The organism is Rheinheimera texasensis DSM 17496 (assembly GCF_000711985.1).
Taxonomy (GTDB): domain Bacteria; phylum Pseudomonadota; class Gammaproteobacteria; order Enterobacterales; family Alteromonadaceae; genus Pararheinheimera; species Pararheinheimera texasensis.
Genome location: NZ_JONU01000015.1, coordinates 49,830 through 74,953 on the forward strand (window position 1 = coordinate 49,830; position 25,124 = coordinate 74,953).

Annotated in this window: 21 protein-coding genes; 17 read left to right on the forward strand and 4 right to left on the reverse strand. The window is 54.1% G+C overall.

All coding sequences use genetic code 11. The annotated features are described in order from the left end of the window. Window positions 1–148 precede the first annotated feature (148 nt). Complete coding sequence (locus tag Q399_RS21505; RefSeq protein ID WP_051685885.1) at window positions 149–1,381, forward strand: helix-turn-helix domain-containing protein; 1,233 nt, start codon at window positions 149–151, stop codon at window positions 1,379–1,381. A gap of 5 nt (window positions 1,382–1,386) precedes the next feature. Here the strand turns inward: Q399_RS21505 and Q399_RS0109800 are convergent, their stop codons facing one another. Then, entirely contained in the window at window positions 1,387–2,253 is an 867-nt protein-coding gene (locus Q399_RS0109800) for an SH3 domain-containing protein (protein ID WP_051685886.1), read from the reverse strand. A 128-nt stretch (window positions 2,254–2,381) separates the two neighbouring features. Continuing rightward, entirely contained in the window at window positions 2,382–2,816 is a 435-nt protein-coding gene (locus Q399_RS0109805; RefSeq protein ID WP_031568177.1) for a GNAT family N-acetyltransferase, read from the reverse strand. A 125-nt stretch (window positions 2,817–2,941) separates the two neighbouring features. Between Q399_RS0109805 and Q399_RS0109810 the strand changes: the two genes are divergently transcribed. Next, the gene (locus tag Q399_RS0109810; RefSeq protein WP_051685887.1) at window positions 2,942–3,805 is read left to right on the forward strand and encodes a PhzF family phenazine biosynthesis protein; all 864 of its coding nucleotides are present in this window, start codon (window positions 2,942–2,944) and stop codon (window positions 3,803–3,805) included. A gap of 229 nt (window positions 3,806–4,034) precedes the next feature. On the opposite strand, the gene Q399_RS0109815 is transcribed toward Q399_RS0109810, so the two are convergent. Further along, on the reverse strand, window positions 4,035–6,230 hold the full coding sequence (locus Q399_RS0109815; protein WP_031568179.1) for a M3 family metallopeptidase: 2,196 nt from the start codon (window positions 6,228–6,230) through the stop codon (window positions 4,035–4,037). 139 nt (window positions 6,231–6,369) lie between these two features. Between Q399_RS0109815 and Q399_RS0109820 the strand changes: the two genes are divergently transcribed. The 15 genes from Q399_RS0109820 (at window position 6,370) to Q399_RS0109895 (ending at window position 23,303) form a co-directional block, all read left to right on the forward strand. After that, the gene (locus tag Q399_RS0109820) at window positions 6,370–7,086 is read left to right on the forward strand and encodes a substrate-binding periplasmic protein (RefSeq protein ID WP_031568180.1); all 717 of its coding nucleotides are present in this window, start codon (window positions 6,370–6,372) and stop codon (window positions 7,084–7,086) included. A 12-nt stretch (window positions 7,087–7,098) separates the two neighbouring features. After that, entirely contained in the window at window positions 7,099–7,533 is a 435-nt protein-coding gene (locus tag Q399_RS0109825; RefSeq protein ID WP_051685888.1) for a GNAT family N-acetyltransferase, read from the forward strand. Between the two features lie 22 nt (window positions 7,534–7,555). Then, window positions 7,556–10,162, forward strand: coding sequence for an EAL domain-containing protein (locus tag Q399_RS0109830; protein ID WP_157836267.1), 2,607 nt, complete (start codon window positions 7,556–7,558; stop codon window positions 10,160–10,162). A 106-nt stretch (window positions 10,163–10,268) separates the two neighbouring features. Next, the gene (gene prlC, locus Q399_RS0109835) at window positions 10,269–12,305 is read left to right on the forward strand and encodes an oligopeptidase A (RefSeq protein WP_031568184.1); all 2,037 of its coding nucleotides are present in this window, start codon (window positions 10,269–10,271) and stop codon (window positions 12,303–12,305) included. Between the two features lie 128 nt (window positions 12,306–12,433). Then, a complete protein-coding gene (locus Q399_RS0109840; protein ID WP_157836268.1) occupies window positions 12,434–12,835 on the forward strand; it encodes a hypothetical protein in 402 nt (133 codons plus the stop codon). Between the two features lie 23 nt (window positions 12,836–12,858). After that, window positions 12,859–13,566, forward strand: coding sequence for a DNA-3-methyladenine glycosylase I (locus Q399_RS0109845; protein WP_031568186.1), 708 nt, complete (start codon window positions 12,859–12,861; stop codon window positions 13,564–13,566). Further along, window positions 13,566–14,330: a class I SAM-dependent methyltransferase gene (locus Q399_RS0109850; protein WP_084164250.1), complete on the forward strand. Its 765-nt coding sequence runs from the start codon at window positions 13,566–13,568 to the stop codon at window positions 14,328–14,330. Before Q399_RS0109845 ends, Q399_RS0109850 begins: the two co-directional genes overlap by 1 nt. 50 nt (window positions 14,331–14,380) lie before the next feature. Then, a complete protein-coding gene (locus Q399_RS0109855; protein WP_031568188.1) occupies window positions 14,381–14,881 on the forward strand; it encodes a peroxiredoxin in 501 nt (166 codons plus the stop codon). Between the two features lie 170 nt (window positions 14,882–15,051). Then, entirely contained in the window at window positions 15,052–17,967 is a 2,916-nt protein-coding gene (locus tag Q399_RS21510; protein ID WP_169739311.1) for a bifunctional diguanylate cyclase/phosphodiesterase, read from the forward strand. Between the two features lie 119 nt (window positions 17,968–18,086). After that, window positions 18,087–18,773 (forward strand): response regulator, encoded by a 687-nt coding sequence (locus Q399_RS0109865; protein WP_106388979.1) that lies wholly within the window; start codon window positions 18,087–18,089, stop codon window positions 18,771–18,773. Between the two features lie 38 nt (window positions 18,774–18,811). Next, a complete protein-coding gene (locus tag Q399_RS0109870; RefSeq protein WP_031568192.1) occupies window positions 18,812–20,212 on the forward strand; it encodes a sensor histidine kinase in 1,401 nt (466 codons plus the stop codon). Window positions 20,213–20,432: 220 nt separating this feature from the next. Further along, window positions 20,433–21,110 carry an EF-hand domain-containing protein gene (locus Q399_RS0109880; protein WP_051685891.1) on the forward strand — a complete coding sequence of 226 codons (678 nt, stop codon included), beginning with the start codon at window positions 20,433–20,435 and terminating at the stop codon, window positions 21,108–21,110. A gap of 208 nt (window positions 21,111–21,318) precedes the next feature. Continuing rightward, entirely contained in the window at window positions 21,319–21,693 is a 375-nt protein-coding gene (locus Q399_RS0109885) for a DUF3718 domain-containing protein (protein WP_031568195.1), read from the forward strand. Between the two features lie 144 nt (window positions 21,694–21,837). Beyond that, window positions 21,838–22,389: a heme NO-binding domain-containing protein gene (locus tag Q399_RS0109890; protein ID WP_031568196.1), complete on the forward strand. Its 552-nt coding sequence runs from the start codon at window positions 21,838–21,840 to the stop codon at window positions 22,387–22,389. Next, the gene (locus tag Q399_RS0109895) at window positions 22,386–23,303 is read left to right on the forward strand and encodes a sensor histidine kinase (protein WP_031568197.1); all 918 of its coding nucleotides are present in this window, start codon (window positions 22,386–22,388) and stop codon (window positions 23,301–23,303) included. Before Q399_RS0109890 ends, Q399_RS0109895 begins: the two co-directional genes overlap by 4 nt. Before the next feature lie 49 nt (window positions 23,304–23,352). On the opposite strand, the gene ggt is transcribed toward Q399_RS0109895, so the two are convergent. After that, window positions 23,353–25,077, reverse strand: a complete 1,725-nt coding sequence (gene ggt / locus Q399_RS0109900; RefSeq protein WP_031568198.1) for a gamma-glutamyltransferase — start codon at window positions 25,075–25,077, stop codon at window positions 23,353–23,355. Window positions 25,078–25,124: the final 47 nt, after the last annotated feature.

A 25,124-nucleotide genomic window follows, 5' to 3' on the forward strand; every position in this document is an offset into this window, starting at 1 on the left:
TGGATTCACTGACTGTGCAGCAGGGCACCGAAGCTGTCGTCCGGTACCACAGGCCCGGACTTCAGCTGTCCGCCCCTGCAGGCCTGGACGGCTGCTCAATAAATAGCTGTATGATTTTAAGAGATAAATAAAAGCACTGAGGTGAGGTTTGACTGAAAATCCGCTGGGCTATTTTTTTACCTGCAGCTCCATGGCGGTGATTGCGTTCAGCATAAATCTGCTATTGCTGCGTGCCCGGCAACAGCAGATGTATCTGGCATTAGCTGGTTGCCTGCTGGCCGTCGCTGTGTTGATTTGTCAGCCGGTGCTGGCGGCACTGGCGCCGGAACTGCGTGTGCCGGCCCTGATGCTGGCCTTGCCGGCGTTGTATCTTCTTCCTCCGTTATTTTGGTGTTATGTCAAAGGCATTACCAGCAGCACCGGCTGGCGCTTTAGTCGCTGCGAATGGCCACATTTTGCCTTGGCCGGACTGTGTCTTGGCATTGTGCTGCTGACATTACTGTTGCCCGGCGACGTGCGCTATGCGCTGCTGGCTGAAGGCCGTGAGGATATTTTACTGCAGGTCGCTGCATCACTGCGTTATCTGGTATATGGCCTTGCCATCATTACGTTTTTGCTGGTCACTGGCTGGGTGCTACAGGCTGGTTTTTATCTGCATCGGGTGATGCGAAGGCTACAGCAGTACCGGGCGCAGCTACGCCAGCTGTTCGCCAGTACCGAAGAGGAAGAAGCGCGTTGGATTAACGGCTTGTTGCTGGCTGTGGCTGCTGGTGGCGGTCTCTTTGCTACTGCCTTGCTATATGACAATCTGGTGGCGCCGCTGCCTTCAGGCTTGCTGCTCAAAGATGTGCTGGTGTTGCTGTTGGTCTGGTATCTGGCGCTGTGGGGGCTGCGGCAAAAACCCGGGTTTGCCATGCTGGCACAGTCTGAGCGCGTTGATTTGCCAGGACAAGGACCTGCCTCGCCCGAAGATCTGCAGGAAGTGCTGCAGGCGGTCTTTGAAGGTAAATATCAGCGTTCAGCACTGGGCGCAGAGCAGGCCACCAGTATTGCCAATAAGTTGCAGCAGGCTATGGAGCAGGACGAGCTGTATCTGGATGCGGCGCTGTCATTGCCCAGGTTGGCGCGGCACATCGGTTGCTCCGCCAATTACATCTCGCAAACGTTGAATGAGCGGCTTGGGCTGAATTTTTTTGATTACGTGAACCGCTATCGGGTACAAGCAGCAGCCCGCCAGCTGCGGGATACCGATTTGACTGTGCTGGACATTGCGATGAACGTTGGTTTTAACGCCAAATCGTCTTTTTATACCGCGTTTAAAAAAGAGCTGCAGCAAACGCCCAGTCAGTACCGTGCGGCCGCAGGTACTGCCCGGACCTGACCGATTCAGCCAAGATAATCGCGCCGGCGGCGGAATCTGTCCTGCGGTACTTTCTCCGGCCCGCACCAATAAGCTTCGTCTGCCATCAGCTGGCGGATGCCGACGCTGTTGTTGGCGACCAGCAACGGCTGCAGTCGCTCACGGCTCGACGGTGTGTAGTCGCCGCGATAGCGTAAATCCACCACCAAATCCCGTACTTTGGCTGGTAATGCCGCCCAGTCGGTTGCGCCATAACGTTTGACCAGATCTGGCTTCTGGCAAATACGCAGCACGTCACTGACCATTTGTTGATAGGTCAGCGCAAATAACAATTTTTGCTGGCCGGGGCTGATTTCAAAATTACTCAGGTTGTTCTGGGTGATAAATGATTTCCCGGCCGCCCCGCTTAAACCGGCAGCTTTAGCAAACTGCGCAGCGGCAGTGGTGCTGAGGCCACAGGCCAATAAATCGGCCTGGATCATTGTCGGGGTTTTATCGCGCATATCGTAGCCACGGCCGAGCGTCACGCCTGAGCTGTCCGTTGGCACATGCGGATGGCGGCTGAAATAACGACCGCGTTGTTCCATGCCTTCGGCGTCAAAAGTCAGCTGACCGGCTTCAACCTGAAAATCATCAGTGCCTGAGGTTGGAGCAGCGGCACTGGCCAACGGCACTGGGCTAGCTGGTGGCAACGGTGACGACAACGCAACGTAGGCTTTGGCGGCATAACCCTCCTGATTACCGGCGCGCACACGGTACCAGTCACCCGCTTCGGCCAGCACCTGCACCGGCCGGTCTTTACTGAGCCGGGCGACAATAACACTCTGGCTGTCCGGCGCCTGGCGCAGATTGAGCTGGCCAGATTGAATATTAATCGATGCACTTTGGTTCATGGCTGCGCTCCGGTTTCAGCTAAACATCTGCAAACAGCGGATAAGGTCGCTGCGAGCCTGTTAGCTGGATCCAAGCCTAGTGGAAAGCCGGCGAAGCGCCAGTTCGCGCTGCCCGGTTAAAGCATTACTCAGTGCTGAAAATCGCCCGTTCTTTCACGCGGCAGCGTCAATCCCATACCAATCGAAGCCGGTGCCACGTCGGCAAAGCCAAACTGCTGATAGAGAAATTTCGCATCGCCGTCGGCGATCAAATTGACGTAACAACTGTCCGGCAATTGACTGTCGACATAATCCATCAGCGCCTGCATGATTTGTTTACCAAGGCCTTTGCCCTGGTGTTGCGGTAGCACGGCAATATCACAAATCTGGCAATGACAGGCACCATCGCCAACCAGCCGGCCCATGCCAATGACCTGGCCTTCAAAGCGGATTTGCACCGCAAATAAAGTCGCTGCAAGGCCAATCCGGGCCGCTTCCGGTGCTTTTGGACTGAGGCCAGTGGCAACCCTTAAGTGACAATAGTCTGCGACATTGGGGGTTTGCTGTTCCAGCAGGTAAGGCATAGGGGGACTCCTGAAAATAAAGCCGGCAAAACGACAGGTTTGTCGTGGTTGTCCAACACATCTTTGCTAAGCTGCGGGCGCACACGAAGCATAAGCTATAGTGCAAAATCACAGGAACAGGTGCAATGGAGAATATGCAAGCATTTGTATTGGATGTATTTTGTAGTGACGTAGCCAGCGGCAACCCGGCGGCTGTTTGTGTCCTGACCACCTGGCCGGAAGATTCAGTGTTGCAGACGTTTGCAGCGACACAATCGGTGCCGGTGATAGCGTTTGTGCTGTTGCCGCCGGCGCAAACGGCACCTCAACCCATTCCGGTGCGCTGGTTTGCCGGCACTCAGGAAATCAATTTGTGTGGTCATGGCAGTCTGGCGGCTGGCGCTGTTGTGCTGGAACAAGGTCCGGCATGGCCTGATGCAAAGCTCACCAGCCGCTTTGGCGACATCAGCATCACGCGCAGTAAGCTGTTATTGCCGGAACTTGCTGCCGGCCATCAAGCTTATGCGATGTGTTTACCAGCTTGGCCAGCGCAAAAGCCTGTGACGCTCGCGCAGATGACAGACAGACTGAATTTGTCAGCGCAAGGTTTAGTCCTGACCGATTGCTTCGCCACCCGCGATCTGATTTTAGTGCTGGAAACTGCTTCGCAGGTGCAAGCCTTTGTGCCGGATTTTGCCGCGCTGCGGCAACTGCAGCCTTATCATGCCACTATTCTGACGGCACCGCTGTTTGCGGCTGATGGGCAAACCATCACGGGTTATGTGCTGCGCTATTTCGCCCCCAATATCGGTATTAACGAAGACTTGGCGACGGGTTCAGCCCAGTGCTCACTAGCACCTTATTGGCTGGCCCGGTCGGGCACGACTCGCCTGCAGGTGCAGCAGCTCTCATCAGCAGGTGGCTATTTTGTAGTGGAAGCGCAGTCAGCAGATCAAATCTGTGTACATGCAGCCGTGCGGAGCTCAAAGGGGCCTGTGCTGTCAGTCTGATGCAAAATTTCAGCTAAAAAAAGCCCGGGACAGAGACCGGGCAAGATTACTCACAGGAAAACGAACAGATGGGTGAGCTGTTTTGGCAAGAAGCAAAACCAGATGTTCAGTTGAAGCTTAGGTGACACTACGTCGGCATGGCTTGAGGCAGATCAAGTCCACAGCGTTTTCTATTGGGCAGCAAAAAGGGGACCGCAGTCCCCTTGGTATTCACAGCAAACGTTGTTGCTTAGTTCACCGGTGCTTTCAGGCCACGGCGGATCAGCAGACCATCAGTGGTTGGCTCTTTGCCGCGGAAGGCTTTGTAAGCTTCCATTGGATCTTTGGTGTTACCGACCGACAGGATATTTTTGCGGAAGTTAGCGCCGTTTTCCAGCTTCAGACCACCTTGTTGCTGCACGAATGCAAAGGCGTCAGCTGCCAGAATTTCCGACCACATATAAGCGTAATAACCGGCTGAGTAGCCGCCGCCCATCGAGTGGCTGAAGTAAGTCGACTTGTAGCGAGGTGGTACAACCGCTAAATCTACGCCGTGTTTTTTCAGCGCGTCGGCTTCAAATTTTTCCACGTCGTCAATTTTGGTGCCGGCCGGAATAGAGTGCCATTCCATATCGACTAATGCCGCGGCCATATATTCCAGCGTGTCGAAACCCTGGTTGAAGCTGCGTGATTTCATGATTTTCGCCAGCAGTTCGGCCGGGATTGGCTCACCGGTTTTGTAGTGTTTGGCGTAGTTACCAATCACGTCCGGGTGCGCTGCCCAGTCTTCCTGGAAGGTGGACGGGAATTCAACGAAGTCACGCGATACTGAAGTACCGGCCAGCGTCGGGTATTTCACTTTGGAGAAAATGCCGTGTAAGCCGTGGCCTAATTCGTGGAAAATGGTGGTGACGTTGTCATAGCTGACCAGCGTTGGTTCGCCGGCCGGGCCTTTTGGAATGTTCATCACGTTAACCACTACTGGCTTGTCGTTCAGCAGTTCACTTTGCTCGACAAAAGAGCTCATCCAGGCGCCACCGCGTTTGCCTTCACGGGCAAAGTAGTCGGCGTAGAAAATTGCCAGGCTGGTGCCGTCAGCGTCAAACACTTCATAAGCTTCAACGTCCGGGTGATACACCGGCAAGTCAGGCCGTTTTTTGAAGCTGATACCAAACAGTTTGTTCATGGTGTAGAACACACCGTCATGTAACACGCGGTTGAATTCGAAGTATGGTTTTACTTCGTTTTCGTCTAAATCGTATTTGGCTTTACGCACTTTCTCGGCGTAGAACTCCCAGTCCCATGGTTGCAGCTCGAAATTGCCACCGGTCTGTTTGATCATGTCCTGAATAGCTGCCGCTTCTTTTTTGGTGTTTTCCACCACAGTCGGCGCCATGCTGCCCAGCATGTCCATCACCGCTTTTGGATTTTTCGCCATGCTCTGGTCCAGCGAGAAATGCGCATGGGTGTCAAAGCCGAGTAACTTGGCGCGTTCGGCACGTATTTGCGCTAAACGGGCGACGATTGGCCGGTTGTCGGTTTCGCCTTTGGTACCACGGTAAGCCGAAGCTTCCCAGATTTGCTGGCGCAGTTCGCGGTTTTCCAGCTGAGCTAACGCTGGCTGACGCGTGGTGTTGGTGATTTCAATCACATACTTGCCGTCCTGACCTTTGGCCTTGGCGCCTTCAGCGGCGGCAGCGATTTCAGCGTCTGAGAAACCAGCCAGTTTGGCTTTGTCATCAACAAAAATCGCGATGTCTTTGGTGATTTGCAGCAGGTTCTGGCTGAACTTAGTGGTCAGTTTTGAACTTTCTTCGTTCAGGGCGCGAATTTGGGTTTTCTGTTCGTCGTTGAGCAGTGCACCGGCGCGGACAAAACGCTCATAAGTCACTTCAGTCAGACGCAGCGATTCCGGGTCCAGGTTCAGGCTGGCACGGTTGTCATACACCGCTTTGACGCGGGCGAACAGCGTTGGGTTCAGGTTGATGTTGTCGCTGTGCGCTGCCAGTTTTGGTGAGATCTCAGCCTGGATTTTCAGGATCTCAGCATTGCTGTTTGAACCTGACAGGTTGAAGAAAATACCGCTGGCGCGGCCGAGTAAGTCGCCGGTTTTTTCCATCGCCACGATAGTATTTTCAAAAGTCGCAGGTTCAGCGTTGTTGGCGATCGCTTCGATTTCTTTGGCATGTTCTTCAATGCCTTGCAGCATGGCAGGCAGGAAATGCTCAGTTTTGATTTTGTCGAATTCCGGCGCCTGATATTGCAGCGAGCTGCGTTTCAGTAACGGATTCTCAGCAGCTACTGCGGCCGGTGCTGTTTCAGTTTTGGCGGCTGCAGCTTCGGCCGGTGCTGCAGCTTTTTGCTCTGGCGCGGCTGGTTTATTGTCCGTACAGGCACCTAATGCCAATACAGTGGCGACTGTGGTCGCAACAAGAGTTTTTTTCATCGTGGAGTCCTCTGGCACAGAAGTTTGACTATGGTTATCTCTGGAATGGGTGTCCCGAGTATGCCAAATACTGTGACAATATCACGAATTTTTTGCAGCCAATGGCAGGCAAACTGCGCCGAATGGAGATAAGCACGGGGTGAAATGGAACAAATGGCTGCGATGTCTCAGGTTTGGTGCTTTGCTGGGTGGTTTCAGCCTGTTCTGTGGTCTGGCTACGGCAGCTCAGCCCGTCATGCATATCGGCACGCTGACACAAGTGTCGCCGCAGCATCCGCTGGTATTAAAACTGCAACAGGCTTATCAGAATATTGGTCTGCAGATGCAGCTGGAAACCATGCCATTGGAAAGATTACGTCTCGAAGCGGCCCGTGGTGTGTTGGTCGATGGCAATCTGGCTGCTGCGGCGAGTTTGCAGCAAGTGATCCCCGAGCTAATCCGCATTCCGGTGCAGGTTTATCAGCTGGAGTTAACGGCATTTGTCCGTGACCCTCAGCTCAAACCGGCGCAATGGGCTGATTTGCCATCGTTGCGGGTCAGTTACATGGCAGGCATGTTGTCTGTGGAGGCGCGGTTAAAACAACATCAGGTCAAAGCACTGACTGCGGCGCTGACGCTGGAACAGGCGTTGCAGTATGTGGCCAAAGGCCGGGTTGATGTGGCGGTTTTGCCGAGGGCTGAAGCCGAATATGTTTTGCGGCAGTTGCCAAACTTAAAGCTGCAGGTGGTATTGCCAGCACTGGAACAATTACCGATGTATCACTACATTCATCAGAAGCATCAGGCGCTGGTTGGTCCGCTGACCGCGCAATTACAACAAATCATGGCGCCAGTCGAGACGACCGGACCGCAATAAGCGGAGCTTTGTATGTATCGCATGACCGAAGTGGAACTGACAGATCCGGCCTTGTTGGCCTTGTTTGCCAAACTGGCTGACGCCTTAGGCCATTCGCAGGAGCAGGAACCGGAAAAGCTCAGCTTTGAGGAAGCCGGTTTATTGCTTGCTGTGGTGGCCTGGCATGATGGTCATGCGGTTGGTTGTGGTCTGTTGCGGCGCGAAGATGCCAACCGGGCCGAAATCAAACGGATGTATTCCAGTGAGCCTGGTGTTGGTTCGGCCATGTTACACTATCTGGAACAAAAAGCGCGCAGCCAGGGGTTCAGTTCAGTGCTGGCCACTGCACGCATCATCAACAGTAAAGCGCTGAACTTTTATCTGCATAAAGGTTTTAAAAAATGTCCCTCCTATGGCAAATATCGCTACAGCTCCCAAACCTTCAGCATGGAAAAACCATTGAATTAACCGCAGTGCCGGAGTGGGTACTTTGAAATCACCGCTGGTCCTGCCCAAAGCGTTGTGGCTGAGCGGTCTGGTATTGCTGGCTGTAGTCGCCCTGTGCCTGTCTCTGATGTTTGGCAGTGGCCGTGACGACCTGGCGCCGCAGCCGGTACAGGTCTGGTTGTTACAGGACGCTGCGGTGCAAAGCCCGCAGCAAGCCCGACAAATCCCGCCTGAACGCTGGCAATTGCTAGCAGATCCGGGGCGGCCGCTCGGCTATGGCCTTGGCACCCTCTGGTTCCGGCTGGTGCTGGAACCGCGGGATGATTATGTGTTATCGCTCGATGCCCCCTTTCTGGACGAAGTGGATTTTTATCTGCTGAAGCCCGACGATCAGCTGCAACTGCAGATGCTGACTGGCGACCAGCGACCTTTTGCTAACCGGCTGATCCCGGTCAGCAGCCTGATGTTCCCGGTTGAAGCCAGCTGGCAACAGGACAAAACCGAACTACTACTGCGGCTGAATAATGTCGGCCAGAGTGTGTTGCCACTGCGTTATGTGGCGAAAGACGCAGCGCTGCAACAAGCGTCGCGTCAGCAAATGTTGCATAGTTTTTTCCTCGGTATCTTGTTATTTGCCGCATTGCTCGCGGTATTACTGGCAACTGTGACCCGTCAGCACAGTCTGCATCTGTTTAGTGGTCTGCTGCTGTGTATCACCGCAGTGCAGGCTGAGCTCAACGGCTTGCCTTTTCAGTGGTTGTGGCCAGAGACACCGGGTTGGAACCGTCTGACTGAATGGTGTTTACCGCTTGCAGTATTTAGCTGCAGTGGTTTTGTCCGCAGTTACTTTCAGCTGAAAGCCGGCTGGTTAGCACGGTTGTTTGGCTTGCTGATGGCATCGGCGGTGTTGTTGTTTGCGGCGACGCAAATTAGTGCATTGTTGCAGTCTTATGCCTGGCAGAGTCAGCTGAAACAGCTGGCGGTGTATCTGATGCAGCTGTGTGTGCTTGCGACGTTAATCACGGGGCTGTGGATGCTGAAAACCCAGCGGCGCAAAGCGGTGTTGTTTTTGTTGCCGATGTCGGTGCTGATGCTCAGTGTGGTGCTGGCTGCGTTGCGCGCTTTGGGTTTTATCGCCGAATCGGCACTAACACGCTCAGCACTGGAGCTGGGGACCACTTTGGCTGCTGTGTTGATGACCAGCAGTCTGGTGCTCGGCATTTATCTGGAAAAAGCCTGGCAGGCGCAAGTGCAACAAGCCTTGCTGGAGCGTAACGAGCAGCTCAGTAAACTACAGCAGCTGGAACTGAACCGCTCGAAAATCGCGCCTTTTTATGGCCTGGGGTCGCGGCTGGCGCTGGTGGAACTGCTCAATCATGAGCTGCAGCAGCACAGGTCGCGTTACCGATTGTTATTGCTCGAATTTAAGCAATATAGCCGGATTGAAGCGGTGCTGGGCCGGCGGCAGGCGACTGCGATAGTCAATGCCTACGTCGACTCGTTGCTGGTGTTATGCCAGCGCCACGGCACTGCGGTGGTGAGTCTTGGTGCGGCGCGCCATCAGACCTTATTTTCGTTGGCGACGGACCGTTTCGCGCTGTTAGTCCAGCAAACAGATTTTGTGCCGGTGCTGACCGGCATCCGCAAACTGCTGCATCAGAAATTCACCGTCGATGGCTTTACGCCGGACTTTAAACCGCATTATGCCTCAGTCACAGTCAGCAGCGAGTTTGGTCAGGACGCGGAAGAGCTGATAGCGCATGCAGCGCTGGCAATTACTTTTGTACAAAAGACTGCCGGGCACCTTGGCTATCAACATCAGCTTGGCGCAGACAGCCGGCATCGGCTGGCGTTGGTGGCAGGGCTGGCGCACGCCTGTAATGCCGGCCAGTTCAGTTTGTTGTTTCAGCCGTTGCTGCAGGTGAATACGCAGCAGCCGTTTGGTGCCGAGGCCTTTATCCGCTGGCAACATCCGCAGTTTGGCCCGGTATCGCCGGCCGTGTTTATTCCGCTGGCGGAAGAGGCAGGGTTGATGAGTACTATCACCGCCTGGGTGTATAAAGAAGTGCGTAAAGTGCAGAATCAGTGGCTGGAACTGGGAATCAGATTGCCAATCTCAATGAACCTGTCGGCGCAGGATTTAGAAAATCCGGCGCTGATCAACAGCATCCTGCAGCATGAACAAAAATATCCGCCGGCGCAGCGGGTGAAGTTTGAACTGGCAGAAAGCGCGCTGGCCCCCGATTCCCCCGCCGTGCACAAGTCGCTGCAGTTACTGAAACAGGCTGGCAGCATTCTGGTGATGGACGATTTTGGTGCCGGGCAGTCGATGCTGACCAAACTCGGTAATTTACCGGTCAGCGAACTGAAAATTGATATGGCGCTGCTGACCATGCTGGATACTCACCGCGAGCAGCTGTTGGCTGGTGCTATCAAGCTGGGTAAAGCGCTGGAGATGACAGTGATTTGTGAAGGCGTCGAGCAGCAGCGGCAGCTGGATTTCCTCACCTTAAACGGCATCGACGCCGTACAGGGCTATCTGATTGCCCGGCCAATGCCGGCGGCTGACGTGCCGCGCTGGCTGGCAAAACAGCAAGCCCAGGAAGCTTTGCCGGTGAATCAGACCCAGCAAGCCTTAAGTAACCGGTAGTCCGGGCCGTTGGATCTGTGCCAGCCCTTGAGATGCGCGCTGTGCTGCCCCATTATATGTTTATCTCCGGCCCGGTGTGCGGGCGCTTCGACTTTGCAGGTTCGCTATGAGCAACATCCTTTTAGAATTTACCGGTTTACCTCCTTTTAGTCAGATCACGCCCGATGCGGTCAAGCCGGCGGTTGAACAAGCCTTAGAGCGCTGCCGAGCTGCAGTGGAGCAGGCAGTGGCCACCCGGCCGGTCAGCTGGCAGAGCTTGTGCGCCACTGAAGAAAGCGCTGATCATTTAAGCCGGCTCTGGTCGCCGGTCTCGCATTTAAATTCGGTGCTGTCGTCACCGGAACTGCGGGAAGCGTACGAAAGCTGCCTGCCGCTGTTATCTGATTACAGCACCTGGGTCGGCCAGCATGAAGGCTTGTATCAGGCTTATCAGGAACTGGCACAAAGTGCTGAATACGCCACGCTGACGCCGGCGCAGCAAAAAGTCATTCAGAACGCACTGCGCGATTTCAAATTGTCCGGCATAGGCCTGCCGGAGGCGAAAAAACAACGCTACGGCGAAATTCAGAGCCGCAGTTCGGATTTAGCGTCCACCTTCTCGAATCATTGTCTGGACGCCACCCAAGCCTGGTTTAAGCAAGTCACTGATGTCACAGAATTAACCGGTTTGCCGGAAGATGCCTTGTTGGCAGCACAGGAAGCGGCGCAGGCGCGTGAAGTTGAAGGTTATGTGTTTACGCTGGAATTCCCCAGTTACATTGCGGTGATGACCTATGCCGACAATGCCGCGCTACGGCAGGAAATGTACAGCGCCTACTGCACCCGCGCTTCGGATCAAGGCCCGACCGCCGGTCAGTTTGATAACAGCCCGCTGATTGAAGAAACGCTGGCACTGCGGCACGAACTGGCGCAATTACTTGATTTTAATAACGCCGCGGAAGAATCACTCGCCACCAAAATGGCCGAAAGCCCACAACAAGTGCTGGATTTCCTCGAAGATTTGGCCCGTCGTGCTAAACCGCAGGCGCAGCAGGATTTGGCCGAGCTCACGGCATTTGCCAAAGCTGAATATGGTGTCGGTGAACTGAATGCCTGGGATGTAACCTATTACGCTGAAAAACTGAAAATGGCGAAATATGCCATCAATGACGAACTGCTGCGGCCATATTTCCCACAGCCAAAAGTGCTGGCCGGTTTGTTTACCGTACTGAACAAACTGTTCGGTGTCACAGTCACAGAGCGCGCTGGCGTCGATGTATGGCATCCGGATGTGCAGTTCTTTGATATTCATGATGAAAGCGGTGCGCTGCGCGGTAGTTTTTACCTCGATTTATACGCGCGGGCGAAAAAACGTGGTGGCGCCTGGATGGACGACTGTCAGGGTCGCCGCCATCGCGCCGACGGCAGTCTGCAGCATCCGGTGGCTTATCTGACCTGTAATTTCAACAAACCGGTCGGTGGCAAACCGGCGCTGTTTACCCATGACGAAGTGGTGACGCTGTTCCACGAATTTGGCCATGGTTTGCATCATATGCTGACGCAGGTCGATGCCAGTGCTGTTGCCGGTATTAACGGCGTGCCGTGGGATGCGGTCGAGCTGCCGAGCCAGTTTATGGAAAACTGGTGCTGGTCGCCGGAAGCCTTGGCGATTATTTCCGGTCACTATGAAAGCGGTGAACCGCTGCCACAGGCGCTGTTGGATAAAATGCTGGCGGCAAAGAATTTCCAGAGCGCGATGTTCTTAGTGCGGCAGCTTGAGTTTGCCCTGTTTGATTTCCGTTTACACGCGGAATATGACCCAGCCCAAGGTGGTCGGGTGCAGCAGCTGCTGGACGATGTGCGCAGCCAGGTGTCGGTAATAGTGCCGCCACGCTTTAACCGCTTCCAGCATAGCTTCAGCCATATTTTTGCCGGTGGCTATGGCGCCGGTTATTACAGTTATCTGTGGGCCGAAGTGTTGTCGGCCGATGCGTTCAGCCGTTTTGAAGAAGAGGGTATTTTTAACGCCGCGACCGGCCGGGATTTTCTGCATTGCATTCTGGAGCGTGGCGGCAGCGCCGAGCCTATGGAACTGTTTAAAGCCTTCCGGGGCCGTGAGCCGTCCAATGCCGCCTTATTACGGCATATGGGCATTGCGGCATGACATCGCGCCCGACACTGAGTGCGATGCTGTACGCGGCGGCCTGGCTCAGCAGCGGTTTGTGGCTTGCTGGCTGCAGCCCGGCACCAAACACAGGCGCTGCGGCGCCTGCAACTTCGAAGGAGCCTGTGATGGCGCAACTCCCTCCACAAGAAATTCCACCACAACAAACGCCACCACAAGCAGCGCCGGTCTCGGTGCCGGCCGCAACGGCCAACCATGTCGCCGAATCTGCCGCGTTGTTTGCTGAGATCAAAGCCATGGTCGGCACCGCCGCGGCGAGCGAGCCGGCGCAGTGCAAAAAAGTTGGCTTTGGCCATAAACCCTGCGGCGGGCCGGCGTCTTACCTGATTTATTCCACGCAAGGGCTGGATGAAACGTCATTGCTGCAAAAAGTATCACGTTACAACCAGCTGATGCAGGCTGAACAGCAGCGGCTCGGTCTGGTGTCAGATTGCGCTGTAGTACCTGAGCCTGGCGTGGCTTTAGTCGGTGGTTTTTGTGTGGCGAGCGGCACCGGCGATACTTTTTGAAGGACTGACAGGAACAGAGTCTGATGGTCGAACAATTCAACAGTATTTATCAACGCGCTGCTGAGCGAAAAGGCGGCACAGCGGCGCTGGAAGCCTTATTAGGGCAGCCGCTCAGTCCCGCGCAATTACAGCGTTACAGCAATGCCGACTGGCTTAGCGCCTTTAGCAAAAAAGTATTCCAGAGTGGTTTTGTCTGGCGGGTGGTAGAGCAAAAATGGCCAGGCTTTCGTGAGGTGTTTTTTGACTTTGTGCCGGAAAAAATCCTGCTGTTGTCGGATGAAATGCTGGCAGAAAAAGCCGCAGATCCACGCATTATCCGCAACGCCGGCAAAGTGTTGAGTATTCAGGCCAATGCGCTGATGATCCATGAGCTGGAGCAGGAGCACGGCTCTTTTGTCGAATTGATCGCACAGTGGCCGGGGGAACGCATTATTGAGTTATGGGCGCTGTTGAAAAAACGTGGGGCCCGGCTTGGCGGTAATACCGGCGCTTATAGTTTGAGGGCTATGGGTAAAGACACTTTTTTACTCAGTCAGGATGTGGAAGCTTATCTGCGCGCTTATCAGGTGATTGACGGGGGCCTCAGCAGTCAAAGCAGTCTGAAAAAAATTCAGGCGCAGTTTAACGACTGGCAGCAACAATCCGGCCGGCCTTTGCAGCAAATCAGCCAGATTGTGTCGCTCAGTGTTGGCGACAACCGCGTCGGTTTTAGCCGGGCACAGGCCGACTGATGCAGACTCAGACAACTTTGTATCGAGCCGGGCTCGAAGGCCCGCAGCAAGCAGAACTCGAGGCCTTGCTGGCTCCATTTTTGTTGCCGGAAACAACAGTGCCGCAGGGCTGGTTTCTGACGCTGCAGGACGGTGCTTTGGTGCTAAGAAATGCTGATTTGCCCAAACAAGGCGATATTCTGGTCGATTTTGCCAGCGGTGCCGCGACCTACCGGCGTAAATTCGGCGGCGGCAAAGGTGAGGGCATTGCCAAAGCGGTCGGACTGGGTAAAAAGCCGCAGCTGCACGTCATTGATGCCACCGCCGGCCTTGGCCGCGACGCTTTTGTGCTGGCCAGTTTAGGTGCGCATGTCACGCTGGTAGAACGCAATCCGGCGGTAGCGGCGCTGCTGGCGGATGGCCTGCGCCGGGCGGCACTGGACGCGCAAACGGCCGACTGGTTGCCCGCTCGGATGCAGCTGGTGCATCTGAGTGCGTTACAGGCCCTCAGCACTTTGCCGCCGGCCGATGTGGTGTTTCTTGACCCGATGTTTCCACCACGGGAGAAATCAGCGCTGGTGAAAAAAGAAATGCGGGCCTTTCATGACGTGGTTGGTGCCGACGACGATGCTGATGCGTTGCTGGCACCGGCGCTGGCGCTGGCGACGCACCGGGTGGTCGTGAAAAGGCCGGGTTACGCAGGCTTTCTGGCCGGGCAAAAACCGACCATGAGTATTGAAGGCAAAAACAACAGATTTGATGTGTATGTCAACGCTGGTTTTTAAGGCATGTTGATGTTTGGTGGTTAAGTTTTGTTCGAACTGACGGAGTTTAGATGAGTGACAATCGTATTGAAGTTGGTCAGGCCTTACCTGCGGCCAACTTTCAGCGCCTGACCGATAATGGTTTGGTGACTTTAACCACAGCGCAGCTGTTTGCCGGTGAAACTGTTGCTTTGTTTGCCCTGCCAGGCGCCTTCACACCAACCTGTAGCGCGGCACATTTGCCTGGTTTTATCGCGCTGACTGAACAGTTTTTTCAGGCTGGTGTCGACCGGATCTATTGTACGGCCGTCAATGACGCTTATGTGCTGGACGCCTGGGGCAAACAACAACAGGCCGGCGATGTGCAGTTTATCGCCGATGGCGCCGGAAAATTTGCCAGCGCGATAGGCATGACCACCGACAGTGGTGATTTTGGCGGCATCCGTTCACTGCGCTACAGCATGTTAGTCGTCGATGGAGTGGTGCAATTATTAAATCTGGACGCACCCAAGACTTTTGAAGTCAGCAGCGCTGAAGTACTGTTGGAGCAAATCCGCCAACGCGGGATTTAGCTTTATCACGGGATCTGCAGCCATCAAGGATGTGATCCCGTTCCCTTTTACGCCGGCGTCCACTGTAGCTATACTCGAAGTTTTGACAGCTTCAGCCGGGGATATACTCAGTGCCGTTGTTACCCGCCATGCCTGCTCTATCCTGGTTTAACCAACACCGGTTGCTGACCATGACTTTGGTCTGTGCCTGTCATCTGGCGCTGAGCTGGCTCGGCCTGCAGGTGCCGTTTTTTAATGAACATATCAGCCTGATTTGGCCGGCCACGGGTTTTACTATCGCCGTGATTTGGCGGCTCGGTTACAGCTACAGCATCGCGATTGCCGCGAGCGTCATCATTCTCACATTATTCCAGGGCCTGCCACTGGCCAGCAGTATTGCGCTGGGCCTTGGCAATGCCTTGGGGCCTGCGCTGGCCGTCCGTTGTTTTGCTGCAAAAAAACTGCGTTATCAACTGGATAATGCCCGCGATTTGATTTGGTTTTTACTGTTCTCGATAGGTCTTGGCACACTCATCACCTCGGTCAATGGTGCCAGCCAGCTTTGGATTAGCGGTTATGTCAGCGATGCGCTGTGGTTTTCCACTATGCTGGCCTGGTGGTTTGGTGACAGCTTTGGCGTGCTGGTGTTTGGTATTCCGCTGCTGTGTTTCCAGCGCAGCCAGTGGCAGTTGTTATCCGGCTGGCGGTTCTGGACTGTATTGAGCTGTTCCGCGCTGAGTGCCTTATTAGTGTTCTGGCTGCCGGATGTGGCCGACTGGTCACCGACTTTGTTGTTTGTTCCACTGCTGATGTTGTTATGGACAGTGCTGCGACAGGGGCTGTGGGCAGCCTCAGTGAATGTCGCTGTGATCACCAGCCTTGCGGTGATTGGGACTATTCAGGGCCGTGGGATTTTTGCTGATCCAGAGCCAATGCAGGCTTTGTTCAGCATTAGTAGTTATATCCTGGTGATGAGCCTGTTCAGTTATTTACTGGCGTTTTTACAGCAATCAGGCGCCCGCACCCGCGACCATATCAACAGTGCATTGGAAGGTTCTGGCCTTGGCATCTGGCAGCTGGATTTGCAGCAGAATTCTGTGCAGTTTTTTGGCCAGGCCGAAATGATGCTGGGCTATCAAAGCGCTGAGCTTGGCAAAAATTTCGATAGCTGGGCAGATTTGTTACACCCTGATGATGCTATTGCAGCGCGCACGGCGCTGGTACGGCATTTAAAAGGCGAAGACCCGCTGTATCAGGTTGAGTTTCGCTTAAAACATAAACTTGGGCATTGGCTCTGGGTATTAAGTCAGGGCCGCGTGATCGAACGGGATGCGCAGGGGCGGGCCAGCCGGATGGTGGGTAGTAATACCGATATCAGCGCGCTGAAACAGGCCGATTTGGCGGTCAGCCAGCTGAAGGATTTTTATGCAACTGTGCTCAGCAAAGTCGTCACTGGTGTCTGGGTGGGGGATGCGCGCCATCAGCTGATTTATGTCAATTTGGGCCTGAGCCGGCTGATGTCGATGGCAGAACCTGAGCTGCTGGAAAAAAACATTCTGACCGATTTTCCTGAACAAACGCTGCAGCATTTCCGGCCTTTTTATTACCGCGCTATGCATGGCCTGACGCCGGTGCGGTTTGAAGCTTTACCTATTCAGACGCCAGGTGGCCGCCAACTTTACTTAAGTGGCTGGCTGGTGCCATTGCTTAAAGACGGTCGCTTTGACGGCATGATCGGTACTGTCGACGATATGACCCAGCATCGCCAGTACGAACAACAAATACTGCAGCTGGCCTTTGTCGACCAGCTGACCGGGCTGCCAAACCGGGCGGCTTTGCAGGACAAAGCGCGGGAAATGCTGGCTGGCGCTTTACAGCAACAGCAACAGCTGGCGGTTTATCATATCGATTTGGACCACTTCCAGCATATCAACGATTCTATGGGGCACGACACCGGCGATGCCTTGCTGAAACAAGTGGCCGACCGGCTGAAAATGCTGGCAACGACGCAGGACCTGCTGGGGCGGCCCGGCGGCGATGAATTTATTCTGATAAGACCAAGCCGCACCGAAAACGATGTGCTGCAAACGGCGCATCAACTGATTTTATTAATGGCAGAAGCCTTTGCCGTCGAAGAACGGATGCTGCAGGTCAGCCCCAGTATCGGTATCGCGCTGTTTCCGCAGCATGGCCTCAGTTTTGCTGAGCTGCAGCGGATGGCCGATATTGCCTTGTATGCCGCCAAAGCGTCCGGCCGTAACAGATATAGCCTGTACAATCCGCAGATGTCAGAGTCGTTGCAAGACCGGCTGCAACTGGAGCATGGCATGCGCAGTGGTTTGTATGCCGGCCAGTTCAGCCTGCATTATCAGCCGGTGCAATCACTGGCTGATGAACAAATCATCAGCGTGGAAGCCCTGTTGCGCTGGCAACATCCGCAGCTCGGTTTTGTCAGTCCGGCGCGTTTTATTCCGCTGGCTGAACATTCTGGTTTTATCGTGGAACTGGGTGAGTGGGTGCTGCAACAGGCATTAAAACAACTGGCGCGCTGGCGTCAGCAAGGGCTGGATTTACGGGTTGCGGTGAACATTTCCACGGTTCAGCTGCGCCATCCTGATTTTCTGCGCCAGCTGCAGCAGGCGCTGACACAGCATGGCGTACCACCAGCCTTGCTGGAACTGGAGCTGACTGAATCTGTGCTGGCTGATCAGGTTGAGCAAAGTCGTGTGTTGCTGCAGCAGATCCGCAGTTTAGGTGTCAGTCTGGCACTGGATGATTTTGGCACCGGCTATTCCAGTCTGGCTTATTTAAAAAGCTTTCCGCTGGATAAACTGAAAATCGACCGCTCTTTTGTGCGTGATTTGCTGACTGACCCTGATGACCGCGCCATCGTACATTCGGTGGTGGTGCTCGGCCACAGTCTGGGGTTACGTGTCGTCGCCGAAGGCGTGGAGCTTGCCGGTCAGCTGCATCAGCTGCGTCAGCTTGATGTCGATGATGTGCAGGGTTATTTATTGAGCAAACCGCTACCGGCTGAAGAGCTGGAAAACTGGCTGCGCCGGGTGCATAGCCTTGGGTTGCCGCATTCTCAGCCTGATCCGCTGTGAATGTAGTCGGTCAGCGCCACACGCTCTGGGTATAGTTATGTAAAGCTGCTGCGGCGCCGGGCACCCTTTTCGTTAAAATAGGTCATAGCAGGCAGTTTGCTACAAAAATGGGTGACGATGTGGCGCAATTACTGTTAATCGATGACGACAAAGAACTGACGACTATGCTGGCAACTTACCTGCAACGGGAAGGTTTTCGCGTCGCAGTGGCGAATGACGGTCTGACCGGACTGCAAATGGCGCTGGCACAGCAATATGACTTGCTGGTGCTGGATGTGATGATGCCGCAGTTAGATGGCATCTCGCTATTAAAACGCTTACGGCAGGTCAGTGACAAACCGGTGCTGATGCTGACCGCGCGTGGTGATGATATTGACCGCGTGGTTGGTCTTGAACTCGGCGCCGACGATTATGTGCCCAAACCCTGTCTGCCGCGCGAGCTGGTTGCCCGCATCCGTGCCATCCTACGCCGTGTGCAGTTGCAACAGCAGCCTGATTTGCAGCTGCATGAAGGCCCGTTATTACTGACGCCGGCCAATCGCAGTGCTTCGGTGTATGGCAGAGCGCTGGAATTGACCGGTGCTGAATTCAGCCTACTGTGGCTGCTGGTGAGTCAGGCAGGTCGGATTGTCAGCAAAGCGGATTTGTCGGCACAGGGGCTTGGCAAAACGCTGTCGCAGTATGATCGCAGCATCGACGTACATATCTCCAACATCCGCGCCAAACTTGGGCCGCGGCCAGATCAACAACCCTGGATCGAAGCCGTACGCGGTAAAGGTTACCAGTGGCTCAAATACAGTGCATAAGTACAGTGCATAAGTACGTTTTATAAGGTGTAACTCCGATGGGGCAGTTGTTCTGGAAATTCCTGCTGGCGTTCTGGCTGGCGCTCATCCTGGCTTTTGGTGCTGTGTTCACGCTGAACCAGCTGAGTCAGTCGCCCGAGCAAAACCGGGCGCTATTAAGTCCACAAGGCCGGTTTTTTCTGCAAAATGCCCAGCAACTGATTGATGCCGGCGGTGTGCCGCTATTGCGTACGTTGGTGCAAAACTGGCAGGACGACCCCATGGCGCGGGAACAACTGTTGGTGCTGGATGCGACCGGCGCTGACTTGCTGGGCCGCGAAGTGCCGGCTGATATCGGGCAAAACCCGCGGACCAAACATCTGGTGGTGCAGGCTGCCGGTCAGCCGTTGCAACTGGTGCTGGTGAATAAAGACAATTTCTGGCAGCAGCGCTCTTTTGCCATGAAGGAACGCCTGAGCCCACGAGATACCGGCCCGCGCGAGCGGGGCGCGCCACCGCCGCTGCCGCCGTTCTGGTTTCATCCGTTATTCCTGCTGATGGCGGTGATTGTGACCAGCATCGCGGCAAGTCTGGGCCTTGCCTGGTATTTTGCTGCACCGGTACGGCAGCTTAAAGTGGCACTCAGTGAATTGCCGCAGCGGCAATGGCAGACGCAGCTCAGCAGCGAGATGACCGGCCGGCGCGACGAATTTGGTGCGCTGGCCCGTAGTTTTAACCAGATGGCGCAACAGGTGTATCAGGCCATCGTCTCGCAGCGCCGGCTGCTGCACGATGTGTCGCACGAGCTGCGCTCACCGCTGGCGCGCCTGCAGTTGCTGATTGGTCTGGTACGGCAGCATCCGGCGGATTTGGACAACGCGCTGGACAAAGTCGAAGCGGAGGCGGCGCGACTCGACCAGCTGGTCGGTGAGATCCTGACGTTTTCCCGCTTAGAAAGTGGTGAAGTTCAGCCGCGGCTCGAAGCGGTGCCAGTACATGAACTGCTGGATTCGATTTGCGCCGATGCGACGCTCGAGGCCGAAAACCGGCAGCAACTGCTGGTGTTGGTGCAGAATCCGGTTGCCATAGTACGGGCTGATGCTGAGCTGCTGTATCGTGCGCTAGAAAATGTGGTGCGCAATGCCATTAAGTACGCCGGCACTGGTGCTTTTATCCGGGTCGACAGCCAGTGTCTTGACGGTGAATTGGTGGTGCAGATCAGCGATAACGGCCCCGGTGTTGCGCCTGAATTATTACCGCTGCTGTTTAACCCGTTTTTCCGTGCTGACAAAACGAATGATGGCGTCGGACTTGGTTTGAGTATCGCGTTACGCGCGGTTCATACCTGCGGCGGCCAGATCCGCGCAGAAAATTTGTGGCAACCTAATGGCTCTGCACCGGCCGGATTATTGGTGGAGATCCGCTTGCCTTGTCACGGGGGCAATGAATTGCCGCACTGACGCTGTGCCGGCACTCACTGTCGCTGCCAACGCAGCAGCGAACCGCTATATTGCCGCAAAATGCCTGATGATGGCCATGTTTTGGCTAGGTTTTGGCCGCTGCCGGTCATCGTTGCTGCGTTAACTTTACTTTCGCCTGACACATCTCAACACCTTCCGGCGGCACTATTGCAGGACTTGGCGGCGGACACTGGGTCCGTCGTGACGAAGGAGCAATAAGATGCAAATACAAAGTCAGAGCCTGTGGGCCAACCGGCAGCTGCAGCAGCCGCCGAAGCTCAGTCAGGAACAAATCAAAGCCGATGCCGGCGCTGTGTTTCAAAAACTCGACACGCAGCAAAAAGGTTATTTAGAGCAGGCCGATTTCAGTGCGGCGTTAAGCCAGTTGCAGCAGTCGGCTGACGATGGGCAAAGTGCCGAATGGTTTAGCCAGCTCGATGCCGATCAGGACGGTAAGTTAACCAGTGACGAATTCAGTACTTCAGTCTCTGAGCAGTTGTATAACGCACAGGGTAAATTTGGTATGCCAGGTGGTGGTCCACAAGGGATGCCTCCGATGGGGCCACCGCCGGGCGAAGATGAAGGTAAAACTGTTGATGAACTGAGCGCGATGGTGGAAGAGCTCAGCAGCACCGACAGCAAAGCGGCCGCCGGGTTGCAATCGATCATCGATCAGTTCGACAGCGCTGATGCCAACAAAGATGGCAAAGTGACAATGCAGGAAGCGCAGGCGCTTAAACAACAAAGCCAGTCAAAGACGGATAGCACTACCACCACGGCAAGTACCGAAGACAGCAGTCAGCTGCGCTTGCAACAAACCCTGATGCAGCTGATGAAAACTTATGGCGCAACAGCCAGTCAGTCGGCTGATAACCAGAGTTTATCCTTCAGCGTATGAGGCCGGACAGCAGCAATCAATGTAAATGCGATGTTTGATTGTTGCTGTAAATTTCTGAATTTTGGAGTTTTTTTCTGCAGTCGCACCGGAAAGCACGGAAATAGCAGCGTTCTGACTTGCCAATCGCACGAAAGGGCCAATACTTTGCACAAAGCATTGCTGAAATGCTTCGGTTTGATCCCTGAATGGATTTTGACAAGAGGTTGTTATGCAGAAGAAATTTTTGACCGCCGCAGTTGTTTTATCTGTCGCTGCTTTTACCGCACCACTGACTCAGGCGCAGGAACAATGGGGTGTGTCGTTGTGTGAATACACCAAAGCTGACGATAAAAACCGCATCCGTAAGCTGTTGTCAGATAACAAACTGAATTTACGGAAAATCTATGACGCCGTGCAATGTAACAAAGAGTCGCTGATCAAATTCGCTATGCGCAGCGACGCATACGAAGTGGGTTCATTCTTCGTCAAACAGATGCCAGCCAAGTCGTTACAGGCTGAAGATCTGGAAAACTGGGCCAATGCCAATGGCATGGGCCAGTCCCCGCTGATTAACGATATCAAAGCGCGGATTGGTGCCGATTAACAGACCGGTTCCATCAGTACAATAAAACAACGCCGGCGCATGCCGGCGTTGTTTTATTTGTCGCTATTTTCTTTAATGTCGCTATTGCCGCATGCGGTATTTCCAGCTATGCCTTATAGGTGTCAGAACGAGCCGGAGATTGTGATGCAAGGTGTCGTCTATACCGCATTGGCAGACATGGTGATTGAACAGTTAGGTCTACCTGTCTGGGAGCAAATACTGGATGCGGCAGCATTGCCGAGTCAGGGCGTTTATACCGCAGGGGCACGTTATGACGATGCCGAATTATTACAGTTGGTTAGCTTATTGAGTCAGCACACCGGCATAGCTCCGGCTGATCTGGTGCGAAGTTTCGGCAGCTATTTATTTTCACAACTCTACGCGACTTTGCCACCAGATCTGAAATCCTGCCAAACATTGCGTGAATTTCTGTTAAAAATTGATTCGACTATCCACAAAGAAGTGAAGCGGGTTTATCCGGATTCGTATTTGCCCAGCTTTACTTACGATGACAGTAAACCGGATGAATTAATCATGTATTACCGTTCGCGCCGGAAAATGTGTTTTGCCGCTGAAGGGCTGATTGAGGGCGCTGCCCGCCAGTTCAATACTGATATTCAGCTTAGCCATCCGGTTTGTATGCATCATGGGGCAGATTGCTGTACTTTAATCGTGACCTTTTCGGATAAACCATGAACTCGCCTGTTGATTATTCGCGCGCCTGGCAGCGGGAAAAGCTGGCGCGGCAACAAGCTGAACTGCTGTTACAAGACAAGACCCGTGATCTCTATGACAAAATATTGGAGTTGGAAGCCAGTAAAAAGGAATTGGAACAGGCTCACGAACAATTGCTGCAAACGCAAAAATTGCAGGCAATTGGCCAGTTGATGGCCGGGCTGGCACATGAAATCAATAATCCGTTGGCATTTTGCATTGCAGACATCCGGACTTTAGCCGGATACCAACAGCGTTTGTCTGAGTTGCTGGCGCAGATTGTTCAGCAGTTTCCGGCATCGCAGACTCTACTCCGGCAGGCGAATGCAGATTGGTTACAAGCAGACTCTGCAGATATTGTCGCTCAGTTGGAAACTGGCATGGGACGTATCCAACAGATCGTTGCGCAATTACATCATTACAGTGCACTGGGGCAGTCTGCCACCATGCGCATGCCGATGACACAATTGTTATCTCACGTCGTACACAATTATCAGGTTGGGCAGCTTGCCGGCATTGGGATCGAGCAACGAATCTGTGATGCGGTAGTTGAAGTCCACTGTACTGAAATGGTCACGGCAATCAGCCATATTTTTGATAATGCAGTGAAAGCCCAACCATCAAAAATATCCATTCGCTGCCAGTACCTGAATGAGCAGCAGATTAGCATCGAAATAGAAGATGATGGCCACGGTATGCCAGCAGAAGTATTGTCGCGGGTATTTGACCCATTTTTTACGACCCGGGACGTCGGTGCCGGTTGTGGACTAGGCCTGACGGTCAGTTATGCTGTCATTCGTCAGCATGGCGGTCAGATTGAATTTCAGAGTAAGCCGGATCATGGCACGCTTTGTAAGATCATCCTGCCTTGCCTGACATCCGCTGAAACAGCATAAAAAAACGCCGGTGACTGCCGGCGTTGTTTTGTCTGCCAGGTCAGCCAGCTTAATAACCCGCCGCCTGACCGTCTTTGCGCGATTCGGACGCACCAAAATAAACGCCGCGGATGGGGTCTTTCTTGATCGCCTGATAACCGCCATAGCCGCCGAGACCGTAACGAATGTCATGGCCTTTTTGCATCAGCTGCTGCACGGTTTGCCATGGAATACCGCGCTCAACTTCGGTGTATCCGCCATTCTGCAGATACATATCGGTATTGTCCGTCGGCTCGGTATTACCGAGGTGCTGCCAGCGGGCAGCATCCCCGGCTTCCTGCAGATTCATACCGTAGTCAATCATGTTGACGACTATCTGTACATGTCCTTGCGGCTGCATCGCGCCGCCCATCACGCCAAAACTCATGAAAGGCTTGTTATCTTTGGTGATGAATGCCGGAATAATGGTATTAAATGGCCGTTTGCCCGGTGCATAGGCGTTGTGATGTTTTGGATCAAGCGAGAACATCTGACCGCGGTCCTGGAAGCCAAAACCTAAACCCGGTACTACGACACCCGAACCCATGCCACGATAATTACTCTGAATTAATGACACCATGTTGCCGTCTTTGTCGGCTGTGGTCAGGTAAATGGTATCGCCGGTGTACAGATGCGGATTGCCGGCATCGACGCGCTGCGCTGCTTTGGGCCCAATCAGTTTGGCGCGCTCCTTGCCATAAGCCTCGGAGATCAGCTCTTTGACCGGCACTTTGGCAAAATCCATATCGGCATAAAACTTGGCGCGGTCTTCAAACGCCAGTTTCTTCGCTTCAATCAGCGTATGTAAACTTTCCGGGCTGTTAAAGCCCATGCTTTTCAGGTCGAAGTTTTTCAGAATTTGCAGCATTTGCAGCGCGGCAATACCCTGACCATTCGGCGGCAGTTCCCACACATCATAACCACGGTAATTCACCGATACCGGTTCAACCCAGGTCGAGCTGTGGCTGGCGAAATCTTCATAACGCAGATAGCCGCCTTCTTTTTGCATAAAGGCATCGATTTTTTTCGCGATATCGCCTTTGTAAAACGCGTCGCGACCGCCGCTGGCCAGCTGTTTATAGGTGCCGGCGAGAGCCGGATTTTTAAAGATGTCACCGGTTTGTGGGCCTTTGCCATTGATGGTAAAAGTACCCTTAAAATCACCGGGTTGGCTGGATAATTTCGGCACTGAAGCGTTCCAGTAGTAGGAAATAAGCTCAGTCACCGGAAAGCCGTTTTCGGCATAACTGATGGCCGGCGCCAGCACTTTTTTCATCGGCAGTTTGCCGAATTTATCATGCAGGCTAAACCAGCCATCGACTGCGCCAGGCACGCTGATCGGCAACATGCCCAGTGGCGGAATATCAGTGCGGCCGAGTTTTTTCACTTCAGCCTGCAGTTGCTCCAGCGTCAGGCCCTTCGGCGAGCGGCCAGATGCATTCAGGCCATAGAGTTTTTTATCTTTGGCAGACCAGACGATGGCGTATAAATCGCCGCCGATGCCACAACCGGTCGGTTCCATCAGGCCTAACGCCGCATTCGCTGCAATAGCCGCGTCAATGGCATTTCCACCTTGTTTCATTACATCGAGTGCAATTTGTGTCGCCAGGGGCTGGCTGGTCGCTGCCATCGCCTGAGTGGCAATGACCTCAGAGCGGCTGGCAAATTCCTGGCCGGTAACCCGGTCATAAGCCTGGCTGGAGGCCGCCGGCAACAACAGCAACGGGATCAATACAGATAAAGGGGTTAAACGCATCGACTTGTACTCCGTGAGCGGGGCTGAAGTTAGTTTAGTGTTTTTGA

Coding starts and splice junctions, on each gene's coding strand:
- Q399_RS0109840 (WP_157836268.1), top strand. CDS start 12,434: ATGGCGCAACTCCCTCCACAAGAAATTCCACCACAACAAACGCCACCA.
- Q399_RS0109890 (WP_031568196.1), top strand. CDS start 21,838: ATGCAAGGTGTCGTCTATACCGCATTGGCAGACATGGTGATTGAACAG.
- Q399_RS21510 (WP_169739311.1), top strand. CDS start 15,052: ATGACTTTGGTCTGTGCCTGTCATCTGGCGCTGAGCTGGCTCGGCCTG.
- Q399_RS0109800 (WP_051685886.1), bottom strand. CDS start 2,253: ATGAACCAAAGTGCATCGATTAATATTCAATCTGGCCAGCTCAATCTG.
- prlC (WP_031568184.1), top strand. CDS start 10,269: ATGAGCAACATCCTTTTAGAATTTACCGGTTTACCTCCTTTTAGTCAG.
- Q399_RS0109805 (WP_031568177.1), bottom strand. CDS start 2,816: ATGCCTTACCTGCTGGAACAGCAAACCCCCAATGTCGCAGACTATTGT.
- Q399_RS0109870 (WP_031568192.1), top strand. CDS start 18,812: ATGGGGCAGTTGTTCTGGAAATTCCTGCTGGCGTTCTGGCTGGCGCTC.
- Q399_RS0109845 (WP_031568186.1), top strand. CDS start 12,859: ATGGTCGAACAATTCAACAGTATTTATCAACGCGCTGCTGAGCGAAAA.
- Q399_RS0109880 (WP_051685891.1), top strand. CDS start 20,433: ATGCAAATACAAAGTCAGAGCCTGTGGGCCAACCGGCAGCTGCAGCAG.
- Q399_RS0109850 (WP_084164250.1), top strand. CDS start 13,566: ATGCAGACTCAGACAACTTTGTATCGAGCCGGGCTCGAAGGCCCGCAG.
- Q399_RS0109825 (WP_051685888.1), top strand. CDS start 7,099: ATGTATCGCATGACCGAAGTGGAACTGACAGATCCGGCCTTGTTGGCC.
- Q399_RS0109895 (WP_031568197.1), top strand. CDS start 22,386: ATGAACTCGCCTGTTGATTATTCGCGCGCCTGGCAGCGGGAAAAGCTG.
- Q399_RS0109855 (WP_031568188.1), top strand. CDS start 14,381: ATGAGTGACAATCGTATTGAAGTTGGTCAGGCCTTACCTGCGGCCAAC.
- Q399_RS0109815 (WP_031568179.1), bottom strand. CDS start 6,230: ATGAAAAAAACTCTTGTTGCGACCACAGTCGCCACTGTATTGGCATTA.
- Q399_RS0109885 (WP_031568195.1), top strand. CDS start 21,319: ATGCAGAAGAAATTTTTGACCGCCGCAGTTGTTTTATCTGTCGCTGCT.
- Q399_RS0109810 (WP_051685887.1), top strand. CDS start 2,942: ATGGAGAATATGCAAGCATTTGTATTGGATGTATTTTGTAGTGACGTA.
- ggt (WP_031568198.1), bottom strand. CDS start 25,077: ATGCGTTTAACCCCTTTATCTGTATTGATCCCGTTGCTGTTGTTGCCG.